The organism is Corynebacterium accolens (assembly GCF_023520795.1).
GTDB lineage: Bacteria > Actinomycetota > Actinomycetes > Mycobacteriales > Mycobacteriaceae > Corynebacterium > Corynebacterium accolens.
Genome location: NZ_CP046605.1, coordinates 2112833 through 2129022, shown reverse-complemented (window position 1 = coordinate 2129022; position 16190 = coordinate 2112833). Strand labels below are relative to the sequence as shown.

Here is a 16190-nt window from a genome sequence, read left to right as displayed (position 1 = left end):
GTGCACGACAAGAAAGACTTCGCCGTCCCCGCAAACCGCTACGGAGACGATGTAGAAGCAATCCTCATCACGGAAGAGGAAATTAAAGACCGCGTCCAGCAGCTGGCGGATGCGGTATCTGAGAAATATGCCGACGCCGAGCAGGACCTGCTTTTGGTCTGCGTATTAAAGGGTGCGGCCTTTTTCCTGACGGACTTCGCGCGCAAGCTATCCATCCCCTCGGAGCTGGAGTTTATGGCCGTCTCCTCGTACGGCGCCTCCACGTCTTCTTCTGGGGTGGTGCGCATCTTGAAGGACTTGGACCGGGATATCGCCGGGCGCGATGTGGTCATTGTGGAAGACATCATCGACTCGGGCCTGACGCTATCCTGGCTCATTCGCAACCTGCGGGGGCGCAACCCGAAGTCGCTCAACGTGGTGACCTTGTTGCGCAAGCCGGAAGTGGTCAAGGCGCAGATCGATCTGCTCGATGTGGGCTTTGATATCCCCAATGAATTCGTCATTGGCTATGGCCTTGACTACGCGGAACGCTACCGCGACCTGCCCTTTGTGGGCACCCTTCACCCTGATGTCTATACCACCAACTAAAATCGCGCAGTAATGAAAAACAATAAACTCCTTCGCTACGGCGGCATTGCGGCGCTGATCCTCGTAGCGCTGTACGCCTTTACGTTCTTTAGCAACGAGACCCGCGGATACGTGGACGCGGATACCTCCGTGGCCTTAAAACAGCTGCAGGATAAAAACGTTGACGAGGTAGAAATTGATGACCGCGAGCAGCGCCTGCGCATCAAGCTCAAGGACGAAATCACGGTAGAAGAGCGCGAGGGCGTACAAGAGATCGTGTCTCAGTACCCCGCGCGCGCCTCCGAGCAGGTCTTTGATGCGGTCAAGGATTCGGGTGCGGAGAAGTACGAGACCAACGTCACCCAGGAATCCTTCTTGGGCTCCATGCTCAGCTTCCTGCTGCCGATGATCATCCTCTTCGGCCTGCTGTTCTGGCTCATGTCCCGCATGCAGCAGGGTGCCGGCGGCATGTTCGGCATCGGCGGCTCCAAGGCCAAGGAGCTGACCAAGGATATGCCGACCAATACCTTCGAGGATGTTGCCGGCGCCGATGAGGCCGTGGATGAGCTGCAGGAAATCAAGGACTTCCTGGAGGATCCGACGCGCTACCACGACCTGGGCGCGAAGATTCCGCGCGGTGTGCTGCTCTATGGCCCTCCGGGTACCGGTAAGACCCTGTTGGCTCGCGCCGTTGCGGGCGAGGCCGGCGTGCCGTTTTATTCCATCTCCGGTTCGGACTTCGTGGAGATGTTCGTCGGTGTGGGTGCCTCCCGCGTGCGCGACCTGTTCAAGCAGGCCAAGGAGCACAGCCCGTGCATCATCTTCGTGGACGAGATCGACGCCGTGGGCCGCCAGCGCGGTTCCGGTACCGGCGGCGGGCACGATGAGCGCGAGCAGACCCTGAACCAGTTGCTGGTGGAGATGGACGGCTTCGGCGACCGTGAGGGCGTTATCCTCATCGCGGCCACCAACCGCCCCGATATCTTGGACCCAGCGCTGCTGCGCCCAGGTCGTTTCGACCGCCAGATTCCGGTCACCAACCCGGACCTGGCCGGCCGCGAGCAGATCCTGCGCGTGCACGCCAAGGACAAGCCTTTGGCAGAAGAGGTCGATGTGGCGCAGCTGGCCAAGCGCACCGCCGGCATGTCCGGTGCAGACCTTGCCAATGTGCTTAACGAGGCCGCCCTGCTCACCGCCCGCATCGGCGGCAACGTCATTACCTACGACGCGCTGGAAGAAGCCACCGACCGCGTGGTGGGCGGGCCACGGCGCCAGGGCAAGATCATCTCCGAGCACGAGAAGAAGGTCACCGCTTACCACGAGGGCGGCCACACCCTGTCCGCGTGGGCGCTCAAGGATATCGAGCGCGTGTACAAGGTCACCATCCTGGCCCGCGGCCGCACCGGTGGCCACGCCATGACCTCGCAGGAAGACGACAAGGGCATGTACACCCGCGATGAGCTGTTTTCCCGCTTGGTCTTTGCCATGGGCGGCCGCGCCGCCGAGGAATTGGTCTTCGGTGCGCCCACCACGGGCGCGTCCTCCGATATCGAGAACGCCACCAAGATCGCCCGCGCGATGCTGACGGAATACGGCTTTTCGCCCGACCTGGGCACCGTCAAGTACGGCCAGGAGCAGGGCGATCCATTCAGCCAGATGGGCGGGGGCGGCGGCTCCATCGATTACTCGGATGACGTTGCCGCCAAGATCGACGAGCAGATGCGCTACCTCCTCGAGCGCGCGCACGAACAGGCCTACGACATCTTGCGCACCAACCGCGAGTTCCTGGACAAGCTGGCCGAGGCCCTCCTTGAGAAGGAGACCCTGCGCCGGCCGGACCTGGAGAGCATCTTTGACGGCATCGTGCCGCGCGATGCTTATGATGTCTTCCCCGGCGAAGACGATCGTTTCCCGCGCCAGATTGGTTATGCGCCGGTCAAGACGCCGGTCGAGCTGGCCAAGGAGCGCGGCGAGGAGCTTCCTAAACGCATGACGCTTCTCGATGCCTCCCGGGCCGCCCGCGAGCGCCGCCTCGCCGGCGAAGAGCTCAAGGGCGAAGTTGGCTTTAACTTTGGCCAGCACGCCGGCGATTACGTGAACCCCGAAACCGTGCGCGAGCTGCACGGCGGCGGCAGCGATTCCGAGAACCGCAGCGGCCACGGCACCGGTAGCGATGGCCGCGGCGCGGACCGCGAGAATCGGAGCGACCACGCCGACCGGAACGACCGCGAGAACCACGGCGACCACGACCGCGCGGACCACAGCAACCACGGCAACAACGACCGCGGGGACCGCGACGGTGGGGAAGGGCGAGCGGATTCGGCATCGGAAAGCAGGGGCAAGCACCACAAGCCAGAGGGAGAAACCAGCCAATGGTTCACCCCAGGCTGGAATGAGTCTTCCCGCCGCGATAACCCCTACGCGCGCGATGCGGAAAAGCCGCGGGATGATAAAGAGTAAGAAGTACGTGCATGTCTGAAAATCACATTGATTCCCAGCAGGTGCCCGCCCGAGCGCCGTATGACCATGAGCGGGCGGAGGCGGCCGTTCGCGAGCTGCTCCTTGCCGTGGGCGAGGACCCTGACCGCGAAGGCCTGCGCGAAACCCCGGCACGTGTGGCCCGCGCCTACCGCGAGGTATTCGCCGGCCTGCACGAGGATCCGACGGAGGTGCTGCACAAGACCTTCGCGGAGGACCACCAGGAACTGGTCTTGGTGCGCGATATTCCTATCTATTCCACCTGCGAGCACCACCTCGTGCCGTTTTATGGGGTGGCGCATATTGGCTATATCCCCGGCAAGGACGGGCACGTGACCGGGCTGAGCAAGCTGGCGCGCCTGGCGGATATGTACGCCAAGCGCCCGCAGGTTCAAGAGCGCCTGACCCAGCAGATTGCCGATGCCCTCGTTAATGTCCTCGAGGCCCAATCCGTCATCGTGGTCATCGAGTGCGAGCACCTGTGCATGGCCATGCGGGGCATCCGCAAGCCGGGCGCGACCACAACGACCTCCGCGGTGCGCGGCGGGTTCAAAAATAACGCTGCCTCGCGCGCGGAAGTGCTCAGCTTCATTCGTACGTAGCGCGTACGCAGTCGAGTTTGTCGAGCGAAAAGGAGAACGCAGTGCACCCGGCTTCCTCAGTTGGAGAATTGACCATCGCGAAGCGCACGCTCGTCATGGGCATCGTGAATGTTACGAAGGATTCCTTTTCCGATGGCGGGCGGTGGCTCGACTTCGACGCTGCCACCACTCATGCCCGTGAACTGGTGGAACAGGGCGCGGATATGATCGATGTGGGCGGCGAATCCACCCGCCCGGGTGCGGTGCGCGTGGAGGCGCAGGAAGAGGCCGACCGCGTGGTCCCGGTCATCCAGGCGCTGCACGAGCAGGGCATTCGTACCTCGGTGGATACGATGCGCGCCTCGGTCGCCACCGCGGCTGCCGAGGCCGGGGTGGACATGATTAATGATGTCTCCGGCGGCCTTGCCGATCCTGAAATGTATGCCGCTATGGCCGATGCCGGCGTGCCCGTCTGCCTCATGCACTGGCGTACGCTGCAGGAAGGCGCGTTTGGCTCCGCGGCGGGCACGGCGGATCACGGCGGCGATGTGGTCCGCGACGTGCACGAGACCCTCACCCGCCTGAGCAATAATGCCCTGGATGCGGGCGTGAAAAAGGACAATATTGTGCTGGACCCGGGCCTCGGCTTTGCCAAGAGCCCGCAGGATAACTGGGCGCTGCTTAAGGCCCTGCCCGAGTTCCTGGACGGCGAGTTCCCCATCCTGGTGGGGGCCTCGCGCAAGCGCTTCCTCGCCGCCATCCGGGAAGACCGCGGGGTAGAGACAAGCCCGCTGCTTGCTGATCCCGCCACCGCCGCCGTGACCGCCATCTCCGCCCAGATGGGCGCGTGGGGCGTGCGCGTGCACGAGGTGGGCGTATCCCGCGATGCCGTCGACGTGGCCGCCGCGTGGAACGCCGGCAAGTCCTATGTAGGCGGCGCCAATGCCACCGGTAGCTACCGCAATGCCGCCACCGGCGCTGGCACAGTGACCTCCACCGCGATGGGTACGGAAAGGAATTAACCATGGCAGATCGCATCGAATTAACCGGCCTGGAATGCTTTGGCTACCACGGCGTCTTTGAGGAGGAAAAGCGCACCGGCCAGCCCTTTATCGTCGATATCACCTGCTGGTCCGAGTTTGCCGAGGCCGCAGCTCACGATGATCTGACCAAGACCATCAATTACGCCGAGCTTGCCGATGTCGCCGCCAATATCGTCGAAGGCCCCTCCCGCGACCTCATCGAGACCGTCGCCAGCGAGGTGGCCGATACCATCATGGCTTCCTTCGCAGACCTGCACGCGGTGGAAGTGACCGTGCACAAACCCAAGGCGCCCATCCCGCGCACTTTTGCCGATGTCGCCGTCGTCGCCCGCCGCTCCCGCAAACACGCGCGCCTTGGCACGAACCCCGGGAGTAAGTAATGCGCGCGGTACTATCCATCGGCTCCAATATGGATGACCGCGTGGAGCTTTTGCGGACGGTATTTACGGAGTTCCGCGAGGACATCGTGGCGGCCTCGCCCGTTTATTCAACCCCGCCATGGGGAGTAACGGACCAGGATGAATTCTTGAATGCGGTGCTTATCGTGGATGTCCAGGAAAGCCCGTTGGAGCTCTTGCGCCGCGGTCAGAAGCTGGAAGAAGCGGCAGAGCGCGTGCGCGTGCGCCACTGGGGTCCGCGCACCCTGGACGTGGACATCGTCGATATTGAAGGATATAGCTCCGCCGATGCGGAACTTACCGTCCCACACCCCTATGCCCACGAGCGCGCATTCGTGCTTATCCCCTGGTTAGCCGCCGATGCGGCTGCTAAATTGAAGGGACAGGATGTCTCCGCGCTGGTTGCCGCGTTGGACCCGCAGGAAACCGCCGATATCCACCGCTTGGGTCTGATGGAGGAGCTATGAAACGAACCTCGCTCGGTGCGCTTATCGGCGTTGGGGTATTCATGGCCGCCGCGGCCGCCATCCTCACCACGCGCTTTTATGGCTCGATGATGGCCATCCCGGTTACGGTCTCTGCCACGCTATGGCTCATGGTGGTGGTGTGCCTGGGGCTTACCTGGAAGGTGGATAAGGCCACCGATGAGGATCATGGCATCGGGTTGGATAATTCGCAGCTTAATCCCATGACCATCGCGCAGTTCATGCTGGTGGGCAAGGCCTCGGCGTGGACGGGTGCGATTGTCGGCGGGCTCTATGCCGGCGTGGCTGTGTATGTCATCCCGAATGCGGGCACCCTTGTCGCGGCTTCCGATGATCTGGCGGGCGTGCTGGCTTCTGCTATCGGCGGCGTCGCCATGTCCGCGGCTGGCCTGCGATTGGAGCGACACTGCGAGACCCCGCCGCCACCAGACGGGCTTCAAGCGGTACATTAGGGAGCATGACTCAGCCGCGCTCTTCTTCCAAAAACTCGTTGTCCTCGCCGGATTTGGGACAAATTGGGATTATCGCCCTCGTCATCTTGGCCGTCATCGCCAGCATCGTCATGCTCATTTCCGGCTCGGCAGCGGCGCTCAAGATTGCGCTGATTGCCGCCCTGTGGGCCGCGGTGGTGGGCTTTTTCTTGGTGATGCGCTACCGCCGCCAGGCCGAGGAATCCGTGACCAAGCTGGAGCTGCAGGAGCGCGCCCACCGCGCGGAGCTCAAGCAGGCCCGCGCGGCCGAAGGCAAGGAGCTGCCGGATCAGCAGATCCTCGATGAGATTCGCACCGAGCTGGCCTCTATCCGCAAGCAAATCGAGGATTTGTCCGGCCACGAGTTCACCTACGAGCCCGCCGCCCTGCACGCTGAGGCGCGCCGCATCATGGAGCTGGAGGCACAGACCGCCGCGGCGTCCCACCACCGGGAAGAAGAGATCGATTTCGAGCAGGCCTCTACCGGTGCGCCGTCGGCCGATGCCATCGCCGGCCGCCTGGGCAATCAGCCAACTGGTGCGCACGCGGACTCCAACCCGCTCAATGACATCATCAGTGAAAACACCCGCGCCCAGCGCAGCACCGGCCGGACCGCCGAGCCGCTTGCCGATACCCCCAAGCCCGTCGCGTCCAGCGAGGCCGCGGGTGCGAAGGAACCGAAGGACGTTTCCTTCGATACTGGCAGCTTCCAGGCCGTGCGCTGGGATTCAGGCGGAGACTCCGATATCAAGCGCCACGGCTCCCAGCACGCGGGTACCGATAGCGCGGCACACTCTGGTTCCCGCGGCAGCCACCGCAAGCCGGAAGATGACACCGCAGCTGAGCCCGCTTCCGATGCGGTGACCCAGAATATCCCGCAGCAGGCAACCGGCAAGGACGCGCGCGAGGAATACAAGGGCTCGGGCCACCACGTGGCGGCCGAGCAGAAGCAAACGGCATCGCGCCGCCAGCAGCAGACCCGTGGCCGCCGCCGCAGCGACGAGCAGCGCGATGGTTCCGTGTCCGTTTCGGAGCTTTTGGCACAGATGAAGAAGGATAAATAAATGCGTCCACCGCGCATGCGTGTTGCCCTTTTCGGACGCAGCCTCGCCGGGATCTCCCTGGCCAATGCCATGGAGCGTGCCGGCCACACCGTGGAGATGCTCAATGATCCGGCCGAACTTGGCTCCTTCCAGGCGCTGATTCTGGCCGTGGGTGAGGCACGGCTGGACGCTGCCGTCGAGCTAGTCCAGGACCACGTGCACAAGGGGCTCATCGCTTTCCACACCTGCCTATCGCGGGGCGTGCAAGGCCTCGATCCGCTGGAGACACACGGTTGCATCGTGGCGGCCATAGCACCCATGGCGGGCGGGCGCTGGGCCGTATCCACGCTGGATGAGCTGGGCGAAAACATCGCTGACTTCGTAGTGACCGAATTCCGGGGGCAGGCAGTGCCGCTTTCCGATGCCGAACGTCCCGCCTTTGCCGCCCGCTCCTACTACATAGAAATGCTCAGCCGCTTGCACCTAGCAGCGGCCGTAGAAGCCAATTTCTTTGCCGAGTTTGATGAGATCCCACCGTCTGAATTCGACATCGATACAGAGGACATCATCGCGGCCTATCGCGGCGCCACGGATCCCGGAATGCGCCGCCACTATTTAGAAACCGCTCGGCGATTGGGTGAAGTAGAAGATCGCACCGAATTAGAAATGTGGGCCCTGCAGGAGGAATCGCGATGAGCTTGAAGATGGGACAAGCCACCATCATCAGCGAGGTCGACCGCATCCGCATGGTGGGAAGCGCCCTGCGCAAGACCGGTCGTCCCGTAGCCTTCGTGCCGCTGACCACCGGCGTGCATGCCGGGCACATCGCCCTGGTGCGCGCGGCCCGCCGCATCCGCGGCGCGGTGACCGTCGTGGCCCTCCAAGAACCCCGCGCCGAAGATGTAGAACTCCTGCGCGCCGAGGGCGTGGACGTCATCTGGGATTACACTCCCGAAAAACTTTGGCCCCATGGCCGCCGGATTAATATCGCGGCTCGCAGCGTCGCGGTTGAACGCGACGTCCCAGGGTTCCCAGCAGATCAAGACGCTCCCGCGACTACACCTGAGCCCACAAGCTTAGAACCAGACTTATCCGGCGAGCTCACCCTCTACCTCACGCTGATGATGGCGCTGTCGCCCACCGATGTCCTCATCGGGGAGAAGGACTACGAGCTGCTCTTGGCCATTCACCACGCGGTGCAGGACTTGCACCTTGGGGTTCGCGTGCAGGGCGTTCCCGCCGTGCGCATGCCCGATGGCGTGGTGATGAGCCTGCGCAATACGCGCGTGCCCGAGGACAAGCGCGAGGATGTAGCCGCCCTCTCCGCCGCGCTTACCGCTGGTGCACACGCCGCAGAGGCAGGCGCGGATAAGGTCCGCGAGGTTGCCGCAGGTGTCCTAGAAGCCGCCGGTGTTGAACCGGAATACCTAGAAGTGCGCGGCCGCGACCTGGGCGAGCCGCCTGCCGAGGGCGATGCCCGCTTGCTAGTCGCTGCCACCATTGGCGGAGTTCGATTAATTGACAACGTTGGCCTGCCGTTAGGGATTGGGTTCACTAATATTGAAGAGCACGAGGCTAAGGCCGAGCTCGAGCGCGAAAAGCAGCGCGAACAAAACCCATCCCCGGAGGACTAATGACCGAAATTCACATCCGCGACCTTGACCCGCGCGATGAAACCAAGGCGATTGAGTTTGCCATCGAAGGCATGCACCTGCACTGGTTTGTGAAGAATCCGCGTTTTGAGCGTGCCTATGGCCGCTACTTTTGGGATTTAGAGCGCGCCCAGGCCACCGACATCTTGGCCGCCTACGGCGACGACGGGCGTTTCCTCGGCGTGATTCTGGCATCGATTAAAGGCGATCCAGCGCTGCCGTACCCGTGGTGGCGCAAGGCCTATGTCAAGGCCGTGGATCTCTTCAATAGCCTGCGCCCTGGCGGCCACCGCGAGGACTACGATGCCGCGAACGAGGATATGTTGGTCAGCTACCTGGCCGAGAACACCGTGGACGGTGAAATCGGCTTCCTCGTCGCCGACCCAAACTCGGGTGTGAAGGGCGTGGGCACCGCGCTCCTCGAGGCCTTTGAGGAGCGCCACCCCGGCAAGGATATTTACCTCTACACCGACGATGGCTGCACCTATCAGTTCTACGATTCCCGCGGTTTTGAGCGGGTGGGGGAGAAGGAAATCTCCATCGATAAGGACCGCGACCTTACCTGCATGCTGTACGTCCGCCACGTAGCGTGAGGCTACCGCGTCACGCCACGCAAACGAACACACTTCGGCGCGATTTTTCGTGGCGCGGGTCTCCCCGCGCCACCGCGTTAGTTCGCTAGCGCGCCCATCGGATCCCACGCCGGCAGGGTGGTGATCTCGGTGGACTTCAGCGCCTCTTGGTACTGCTCAGGCAGGCGGGACGGGTGGACGGCGATTTCGAAGACGTACTCGTCAAACCAGTCATCGGCCATGGTCCAAAAGCCCTTATTGCCCTTCTCGGTGCCCCAGGAATTTTCCACGCGCCAGCGGGTGACCTCGCCGGACTCGGCAATATCTGCGCCGGTAAAGACCATCGCGTGCGTCATCAGGGACTCGTGGAGGCGGAGGCGATCTGGCTTCTCAATGCCCATTTCCACCCCATACAGCCCCTCATAATCGTGCAGGCGCTTGGCCCAGACGCCGCTATCGGCATCGGATTGCTGGCTGGTATCGCACCCGAACCAGACGGGCCGGCCATCCTCGATGGCAGAGCGGGTGGCATCGCGCAATACCTCGACCGGGGCGTTGAGGTAGGTGACCTTTTCACCGGCGACGTTGCCTAGGTAGTCCACGGTGTAGAGCTCGCCGTAATTATTGCGCGGGTCATTGACCACGCAGACGTACTCGCCCAGGTCCTTCGGGAGGTATTCGCGGGCGAAGTCCTGCGGGGTAAAAGTGCCCTCGCGGTGGAAGTTATCGTCCTTATCGCGGTACTGCCACTGGAAATCTGTGGGCGGGAGGCCGAGGTTGGCGGTGAGGATGCGGTAGACATCGGCAAGCGCGTGCTCCTGTGCCCCAGACTTACCCGCGCGAATCTGGTGGGCGGCGCGGCGCAGGACGGTCTGCAGGTTGCGGTTGAGCATGGCGCTGGCCTCGGAGGACGCGGTCTCCGGCATGGCGTACTTGGGCACCACACCGTACTTTTCCACCAGCGAGACGAACATGGACCACTGGCCGCCATCGCCAATGGGGTCATCCATGAGCTTGGTCAAGGTGCGGTCCGTCATATCGCGGTCCTTGAGCTCATCTACCGCGGTGAGGAACCAATTGGCCTTTTCCAGCTTGTCGTAGAAGTACAGGTAGGTCTGCGAAAGCTCGAAATCCTTGATGTTGGTGCGATCCATGATGCCACCGCGCAGGGAATTCAGGCCCGCAAAAATCCAGCAGCGGCCAGAAGCCTTCTGGTTGGCCGCGCCCCACTTATCGAGCTTGTGGCTGGTCGCCGTGGTGAGTTCGCGCACGAGATCGCGGTCGACGCTCAGCTTATCGATGCCCTCCTGCGCCACCGCATTCCGCGCCGCCCTGATGGCCGGCTCGCTGGTAAGCGTGGCGTTGGTGGTGTGAACTTCCTGTGGATTGATCTCATTCATTTCTCGATGCTCCTTAGTTCATCCGGTCCCAGAAGGGAAGCTCAATGGGCTCGGTCTCTAGCGCTTGCTGCTGCTCAGTGGTGAGGAATTCCTTGCGCACGGCGATGTGGAAGACGTTTTCGCCGAACCATTCGTCCGACATCGTGGCAAAGCCCTTGCCTGGTACTTCGTCGGCGTCGTCCTTGCGCGGCGGCTTGGTGCCCCAGGAGTTCTCCACGCGCCATGCACGGGGTGCACCATCGATGCCGGTCAGCACCATCGCGTGGGTGGGCGCAGATTCGCCGGAGGTAAACCGTTCCTCCTTGCTCATGGTGGAATCGATGCCGTAGAGGCCATCGGTATCAACGAGGCCCTCGTCCCACACGGCGTTCTGGAAGGAGAACTGGCGGTCGACATCGCAGCTAAACCACACAGGTTCGCCGGCCTCGATGCTGGCGCGCGCGGCGGAGCGCAGCTCGTCCACATCGACGTTGAGGTAGCCGGCAGCCTGTCCACCAGCGACGTTGTTCACGCCGGCGCTGGTGTAGAGGCGGTGCTTATCGTTGGTGGTACGGGGGTCATCGGCAAGCACGACGTACTCGTCCAACTTTGGCAGGTACTTATCCGCAAACTCGCGCGGGGTGGAGTGCACGCGGAAGAATTGATCGTCCTTGGTGCGGTAGCTCCACGTAAACTCCTCGGGCGGGGTGCCCAGGTGAATGGCGAGCACGCGTTGGATATCGGTGCGGGCTTGCTTGATAATGCCCCCGCGATCCCCCTCACCTTCCACCGCACGGTGCGCGGCGCGGCGGATGATGGTGGCGATATCGCGATTCATCTGGTCGGTGTGGCCAGACGAGTGCACCTCCGGCATGACCTCGGCCGGGACTGCGCCGTACTTGTCCACGAGGTTGGTGAAAAATGACCACCAACCGCCGTCGTCGCCTGTGAGCTCGAGGGAAGTAGCCACCTCGCGGTCATCCCAGTCGGTGCCGTCTTCGGTGAGATCCAGCAGCTGGTTGAGCGCGAAGTTGGCGCGCTCTAGTTTGTCGAAGTACTGCAGGTAGGTAAAGGAAAACTCAAAGTCATCGATATTGAGCTCCTTGGCCGCGCGGTGGCGGAACACGTTGAGCGCGGCAAACATCCAGCAGCGCCCGGAGCGCATCTGGTCGGTGACCCCGAGGCTATCGAGTTTTACCTCGGTGGTGGGGTAGAGGGCGGTAATGCGGTCGCGGTCGAGCGCCGCCTTGGCCACCCCTACGCTGGTAATGGCATTGCGCGCGACGCGCAGCTGGGAGTCCGCTGCGGCCTCCTCGCGCAATTGGGACAGGAAGTCATTGGTGAGCAAAGTCATATTCTCTGTTTTAGCAGATTGCGATCTCACTCGGGGCCGCTGGGTACTGGATGGTCGTTAGAGATCGCTACAAACCGCTATAGATGCTCCGCCAGCCGCGCCACGGCTTCGGGGCTTCCCACCTCTTCTGGGAGCCAGGGGATCTCGTGGACTGGGGTATCAGGAAGCTTGTCGTGCAAGAGCGCTAGGGCCTCGTCCTCGACGGCGCGCCGGGAGGCCAAGAACTCGCCTTGGTCCGCCGGGGTGCGGCGGTTGACCAGCATGGAACCCACCCGCACGCCATTGCCGGTGAGATCCGCGTGGAACTCGGAGGACTCTAAGACGGGCAGGCGCTCGGCGGTGAGCACGATGTGGAATACGGTGCGCTTAGAAGTCAGCGCAGCGCGCAGCTGCTCGAAGCGTTCGCGGCGCTGGAAGAGCGTGGCGCGGATTTCCTGATTGCGCCGGTCCACCGGGTCATTATCGGCGCCGGATTCCGCGGACATTCCGCGCACCAGCGAGCCGAATTTATCGGACTTCTCGCGCCGAGCAAGCAGCCCATCGGTATAGGCCGCCATGATTTCCGGCAGGGCCATCAGCCGGGAGGTGTGACCGGACGGGGCAGTATCGAAGATGAGGTAGTCATACTCGTTAGCATTTGCGACCAAGGTGGCCATGCGCTCTAAGAGCGCTGCCTCCTGCGTGCCGGGGGATTGCCGGGCCAAATCTAGGTGCTTTTTTACCTCGCCGTGCAGGTGCTCCGGCATGAAGCGGCGCATCGAGGCACCCACGGTCGCGAGGTGTTCCTCGGTGGCCCGTGCCGGATCGAGCTCGATGGCGGAGAGGGAGGGGGTGAGGTGAGAGGGGGCATCGGAAAGCGTGGCATCAAAGATATGCCCCAGATTGTGCGCCGGATCCGTGGAGACCAACAACACGTTGTGGTCCTGGGAAAGCGACAGGGCTGTGGCGGTGGCGAGGGTGGTCTTGCCCACGCCGCCCTTGCCGCCAAAGAACATGACGGGCGCGGTTTCTAGCAGCATTGAATATTCTCCAGGGGTGATTTATCCATGCCCATGCGCGTGTGCCAGGCGTGGAAATCTTCGTAGACCAGCGGCAATAGCTCCAGCGTGTAGTAGCTGGCGGGGTTGGGGATGCCGAGCGCCTCCGAGGCCACCAGCATCATAAATAGGTCATCTTCTTGCTGCTTGGCCTTGGCAAACACGGCGCGGTACGGGGCTTGGTAGAACTCGTTGAGCCCCGCGCCGAAGGCCTTAAGCTTGTCGAGCATGCTGGGGAAGGGGAGCGTCGGTATCATCATCGGTCCACTCCAGCGGTGGTTGCTTGCGCGCGTTGGAGATAGCGCCGATCGACTCCACGATGACCCAGATGGAGGCGATGACGATGATGACGTCCATGCCGAAGAGCAGCCAGTTCTGATCTGCAAACAGGGATTTCAGCTGTAGCAGCGCTGCCCACAGCGACATGATGGTGACGAAGATGAGCGGGATGATAACCGGCAGGGTGGGCCGGCGCAGGTGGGTGAGGATGACCACGACGATGGCCAAGGACAGGCTGGCCATGAGCTGGTTGGTGGTGCCGAAGAGCGGCCAGATGGTCATGCCGCCGGAGCCGTCCGCACCGGCCGAGAAGGTCAGGCCGAAGGCCAGGCCTACCGCGATGATGGTGGAAACCAGCGCCGTGATGCGGATGCCCATGATCTGGCCGATTTCTTGGACCACGATGCGCTGCAGGCGCACGCCGGAGTCCATGGTGGTGGCGGCGAAGAGTACGGCCATGGTCGCCAGGATGGTGGCAGACAGCGAGGTGGGAATGCCCAGGCCCTCGTTCATCAGCGCGCCGCCGCCCTGCACGAAGGCGTTGACACCGCCGGCGTTCCACTCGGCGTAGATTTCCTCCCAATTCGCCAGGGTCTTAAAGCCAGCGGTCGTGGCGATGATGGTGCCGAGCGCCAGCAGACCCTCGCCCACCGCGCCGAAGTAACCCACGAAGCGAACGTCGGTTTCCTCATCAATCTGCTTCGACGAGGTACCCGAGGCCACGATGCCGTGGAAACCAGAGATGGCACCGCAGGCGATGGTGACAAAAAGCAGCGGGAAAATGCCTGGGGTCCCGTCAGGAACGTTCTCGCGCACGGCAGGGGCGGCGAGCTCCGGACGGGTGATAAGGAAGGAGCCGTACAAGATGATAAGACCGACGAAAAGCTGCAGGCCATTGATGTAATCGCGCGGCTGGAGCAGCACCCACACCGGCAGCAGCGAAGCGATGAAGGCGTAGATAAATAGCAAGATGATCCACACGCCGTTGGCCGGGATACCCAAGACCGTCTCTGGCAGCACGACCGGGAAGCGGTCACCCAGGACCATTAGCGAATACAGTGCCACCACGCCCACGAGGGAGACCAGCGGCAGGTTCCAGTTCAGGCGGTAGATGGCCTGGCCAATCAGCAGCGCGACGGCGATGGCACCCCACGTAGGAATGACCGCCGAAGGCGTGGAGATAAGCAGGTTCGAAATCACCACGGCGAACGCGGCATTGACCATGAGCAGCAGCAAGAAGATCACAATGAGGAAGAGGTTGCGCCCGCGCTTGCCGATGTAGCGCCCCGACAACGTACCAATCGACTGGCCCTTGTGCCTTTGCGAGGCCCACAGCGCACCCAGGTCATGCATGCCGGCGATGAAGACGGTGCCGAACGTGACCCACAGGAATGCCGGGAGCCATCCCCAAATGACGGCTACTGCCGGGCCGATAATCGGTGCCGCACCCGCCACTGAGGTGAAGTGGTGGCCCCACAGCACGTATTTATTGGTGGGAACATAATCCACGCCGTCTTTGAGGCGGTGCGCCGGGGTGGTGTAGTTCTCTGATAGTCGGGAGATGCTCTTGCCCAGGAATTTGGAATAGAGCAGGTAGCCGGCCAGCATCATCGCCACGCCGATGATGACAAGGATGAGAGAGTTCATGGCTGTGTCTCCTTGCGCGTCGAAGGTGGGGTGTTGTGTATCACAGGTCTGAACAGTATGTCACGGTTCACACAAAATCTTGCGGTGCGGGTGAATTAAGGGGGTGGTGTTCCACTATGTGGACGCGGTGGGGTGGATCGCAGGGGCTTATGCGCGATCGGCGCGGCCTGGCGGACATGGCTAGGCCAAATCGCAGGTAGCGGCGGGGATTAAAAGACCCTGCTGACGCGGCATGGAGCCAGTCGTGCCGAAGTACCGTGGTAAACGGCGAAGGCTCAATCGACTGGACTTATGGAGGAGTGGTTATCTCGCTTCCTCCAGTTGGGAGCCCTTTGGTGGCGGCACTTGTAAATCTTGACGAAGTATCTCAAAAATTTCCGAACAGCGGCTTTTTGGCGAGGTAGCGAATGATTCGATCTTCGGTCTGGCTAGTCTACTGGAGCTCGAATTCTACAACGTCAACTTCGTCTGTATCCGCTAATCCGGGGTAGTGAGTATCTAGAGCTTCGTGAAGCTCGGATAGAGAATTGAACCCGTCATTTTTAGCTTGCTTTTCCGACAGCAGCCCGCGCTGGGTGGATACAACGGCTGTGACCTGTGCGGGTAGCGTGACGACTTCTCCGGTTTCCTTCTCAAAGACTATTTGGGCTTTTCCTTCATTGAAGGGATCATCTACTCGGATTGTTTGTTGCTTTTCTCCGCTCCGAATGGAATCCTCGTAGCCTTCCCACATGTAGATGCGCTGCTCTTTTTCCAAGTCTTGCAAGTTAAACGCGAATGGAAGAAGTTCTTCCACAGTGGGCGCAACGAGGCCGTTGCTTCCGCGCACAATACACTGGATAGATGGATCGACATCAAAGAGTACCTGGCGGCATTTACCACAAGGTGAAATAACTTGACCGGTAGGTCCATATATGGCGACTACTGCTTGGATGGGATCCCCTGGATAACTAGCGGCATGGTTTGCTAAAGCAGAGACTTCACCGCAGGGGCCGCCAAGGAAATGGTGTGCGTTTAAACCGAGAACGTGTTTTCCTGATTTGGTCAGGAGGGCTGCGGCTACGGTGTGGTCACCTCCGTCTTGGAAACGCTGCGCATGGGCGGTTGCTTTGGCTGTTAATTCCCGAAGTTCGTTAGTAATCACGCTCTAATGGTAGTAACTACTAGCAGCTTCGATCTGAAGTGTCCCAGATCTTCCCATCTAC

At 61.9% G+C, this 16190-nt stretch carries 17 protein-coding genes; 11 read left to right on the top strand and 6 right to left on the bottom strand.

What is annotated here, in order from left to right; genetic code table 11:
* The 11 genes from hpt to CACC_RS10075 all read left to right on the top strand — a co-directional run bounded on the left by hpt (position 1) and on the right by CACC_RS10075 (position 9310).
* Positions 1 to 588: a hypoxanthine phosphoribosyltransferase gene (hpt, locus tag CACC_RS10125; RefSeq protein ID WP_005279498.1), complete on the top strand. Its 588-nt coding sequence runs from the start codon at positions 1 to 3 to the stop codon at positions 586 to 588.
* 12 nt (positions 589 to 600) lie between these two features.
* Positions 601 to 3027, top strand: a complete 2427-nt coding sequence (gene ftsH / locus CACC_RS10120) for an ATP-dependent zinc metalloprotease FtsH (protein ID WP_005279500.1) — start codon at positions 601 to 603, stop codon at positions 3025 to 3027.
* A gap of 11 nt (positions 3028 to 3038) precedes the next feature.
* Positions 3039 to 3647 carry a GTP cyclohydrolase I FolE gene (folE, locus tag CACC_RS10115; protein WP_005279502.1) on the top strand — a complete coding sequence of 203 codons (609 nt, stop codon included), beginning with the start codon at positions 3039 to 3041 and terminating at the stop codon, positions 3645 to 3647.
* Between the two features lie 95 nt (positions 3648 to 3742).
* Positions 3743 to 4648: a dihydropteroate synthase gene (gene folP, locus CACC_RS10110; protein ID WP_050755830.1), complete on the top strand. Its 906-nt coding sequence runs from the start codon at positions 3743 to 3745 to the stop codon at positions 4646 to 4648.
* A gap of 2 nt (positions 4649 to 4650) precedes the next feature.
* Positions 4651 to 5049: a dihydroneopterin aldolase gene (gene folB / locus CACC_RS10105; protein ID WP_005279504.1), complete on the top strand. Its 399-nt coding sequence runs from the start codon at positions 4651 to 4653 to the stop codon at positions 5047 to 5049.
* Complete coding sequence (folK, locus tag CACC_RS10100) at positions 5049 to 5534, top strand: 2-amino-4-hydroxy-6-hydroxymethyldihydropteridine diphosphokinase (RefSeq protein ID WP_005279505.1); 486 nt, start codon at positions 5049 to 5051, stop codon at positions 5532 to 5534. The genes folB and folK overlap by 1 nt, the downstream gene beginning before the upstream one ends.
* Positions 5531 to 6004, top strand: coding sequence for a DUF3180 domain-containing protein (locus tag CACC_RS10095; protein WP_005279507.1), 474 nt, complete (start codon positions 5531 to 5533; stop codon positions 6002 to 6004). Before folK ends, CACC_RS10095 begins: the two co-directional genes overlap by 4 nt.
* Before the next feature lie 5 nt (positions 6005 to 6009).
* Positions 6010 to 7086, top strand: a complete 1077-nt coding sequence (locus tag CACC_RS10090; protein WP_005279509.1) for a DUF6779 domain-containing protein — start codon at positions 6010 to 6012, stop codon at positions 7084 to 7086.
* The gene (locus CACC_RS10085; protein ID WP_023017987.1) at positions 7087 to 7761 is read left to right on the top strand and encodes a Rossmann-fold NAD(P)-binding domain-containing protein; all 675 of its coding nucleotides are present in this window, start codon (positions 7087 to 7089) and stop codon (positions 7759 to 7761) included. It begins immediately after the preceding gene.
* A complete protein-coding gene (locus tag CACC_RS10080) occupies positions 7758 to 8699 on the top strand; it encodes a pantoate--beta-alanine ligase (protein WP_005279513.1) in 942 nt (313 codons plus the stop codon). The genes CACC_RS10085 and CACC_RS10080 overlap by 4 nt, the downstream gene beginning before the upstream one ends.
* On the top strand, positions 8699 to 9310 hold the full coding sequence (locus CACC_RS10075; protein ID WP_005279515.1) for a GNAT family N-acetyltransferase: 612 nt from the start codon (positions 8699 to 8701) through the stop codon (positions 9308 to 9310). Before CACC_RS10080 ends, CACC_RS10075 begins: the two co-directional genes overlap by 1 nt.
* Positions 9311 to 9387: 77 nt before the next feature.
* On the opposite strand, the gene CACC_RS10070 is transcribed toward CACC_RS10075, so the two are convergent.
* The 6 genes from CACC_RS10070 to CACC_RS10045 all read right to left on the bottom strand — a co-directional run bounded on the left by CACC_RS10070 (position 9388) and on the right by CACC_RS10045 (position 16129).
* Complete coding sequence (locus CACC_RS10070) at positions 9388 to 10689, bottom strand: C1 family peptidase (RefSeq protein ID WP_005279516.1); 1302 nt, start codon at positions 10687 to 10689, stop codon at positions 9388 to 9390.
* Positions 10690 to 10702: 13 nt separating this feature from the next.
* Positions 10703 to 12022: a C1 family peptidase gene (locus tag CACC_RS10065; RefSeq protein WP_005279517.1), complete on the bottom strand. Its 1320-nt coding sequence runs from the start codon at positions 12020 to 12022 to the stop codon at positions 10703 to 10705.
* 77 nt (positions 12023 to 12099) lie between these two features.
* Positions 12100 to 13041 carry an ArsA family ATPase gene (locus tag CACC_RS10060; RefSeq protein ID WP_005279518.1) on the bottom strand — a complete coding sequence of 314 codons (942 nt, stop codon included), beginning with the start codon at positions 13039 to 13041 and terminating at the stop codon, positions 12100 to 12102.
* The gene (locus CACC_RS10055; RefSeq protein WP_005279519.1) at positions 13032 to 13289 is read right to left on the bottom strand and encodes a cory-CC-star protein; all 258 of its coding nucleotides are present in this window, start codon (positions 13287 to 13289) and stop codon (positions 13032 to 13034) included. Before CACC_RS10055 ends, CACC_RS10060 begins: the two co-directional genes overlap by 10 nt.
* Positions 13273 to 14985 carry a carbon starvation CstA family protein gene (locus CACC_RS10050; protein WP_005279520.1) on the bottom strand — a complete coding sequence of 571 codons (1713 nt, stop codon included), beginning with the start codon at positions 14983 to 14985 and terminating at the stop codon, positions 13273 to 13275. Before CACC_RS10050 ends, CACC_RS10055 begins: the two co-directional genes overlap by 17 nt.
* Before the next feature lie 433 nt (positions 14986 to 15418).
* Positions 15419 to 16129 (bottom strand): ASCH domain-containing protein, encoded by a 711-nt coding sequence (locus tag CACC_RS10045; RefSeq protein WP_005279521.1) that lies wholly within the window; start codon positions 16127 to 16129, stop codon positions 15419 to 15421.
* Positions 16130 to 16190: the final 61 nt, after the last annotated feature.

Excerpts from the sequence above, each read along its gene's own strand:
- folE (WP_005279502.1), top strand. The coding sequence starts at position 3,039 with ATGTCTGAAAATCACATTGATTCCCAGCAGGTGCCCGCCCGAGCGCCG.
- ftsH (WP_005279500.1), top strand. The coding sequence starts at position 601 with ATGAAAAACAATAAACTCCTTCGCTACGGCGGCATTGCGGCGCTGATC.
- CACC_RS10055 (WP_005279519.1), bottom strand. The coding sequence starts at position 13,289 with ATGCTCGACAAGCTTAAGGCCTTCGGCGCGGGGCTCAACGAGTTCTAC.
- CACC_RS10050 (WP_005279520.1), bottom strand. The coding sequence starts at position 14,985 with ATGAACTCTCTCATCCTTGTCATCATCGGCGTGGCGATGATGCTGGCC.
- CACC_RS10080 (WP_005279513.1), top strand. The coding sequence starts at position 7,758 with ATGAGCTTGAAGATGGGACAAGCCACCATCATCAGCGAGGTCGACCGC.
- CACC_RS10065 (WP_005279517.1), bottom strand. The coding sequence starts at position 12,022 with ATGACTTTGCTCACCAATGACTTCCTGTCCCAATTGCGCGAGGAGGCC.
- CACC_RS10090 (WP_005279509.1), top strand. The coding sequence starts at position 6,010 with ATGACTCAGCCGCGCTCTTCTTCCAAAAACTCGTTGTCCTCGCCGGAT.
- CACC_RS10085 (WP_023017987.1), top strand. The coding sequence starts at position 7,087 with ATGCGTCCACCGCGCATGCGTGTTGCCCTTTTCGGACGCAGCCTCGCC.
- folK (WP_005279505.1), top strand. The coding sequence starts at position 5,049 with ATGCGCGCGGTACTATCCATCGGCTCCAATATGGATGACCGCGTGGAG.
- CACC_RS10095 (WP_005279507.1), top strand. The coding sequence starts at position 5,531 with ATGAAACGAACCTCGCTCGGTGCGCTTATCGGCGTTGGGGTATTCATG.
- folB (WP_005279504.1), top strand. The coding sequence starts at position 4,651 with ATGGCAGATCGCATCGAATTAACCGGCCTGGAATGCTTTGGCTACCAC.
- folP (WP_050755830.1), top strand. The coding sequence starts at position 3,743 with ATGGGCATCGTGAATGTTACGAAGGATTCCTTTTCCGATGGCGGGCGG.
- CACC_RS10060 (WP_005279518.1), bottom strand. The coding sequence starts at position 13,041 with ATGCTGCTAGAAACCGCGCCCGTCATGTTCTTTGGCGGCAAGGGCGGC.
- CACC_RS10070 (WP_005279516.1), bottom strand. The coding sequence starts at position 10,689 with ATGAATGAGATCAATCCACAGGAAGTTCACACCACCAACGCCACGCTT.
- CACC_RS10075 (WP_005279515.1), top strand. The coding sequence starts at position 8,699 with ATGACCGAAATTCACATCCGCGACCTTGACCCGCGCGATGAAACCAAG.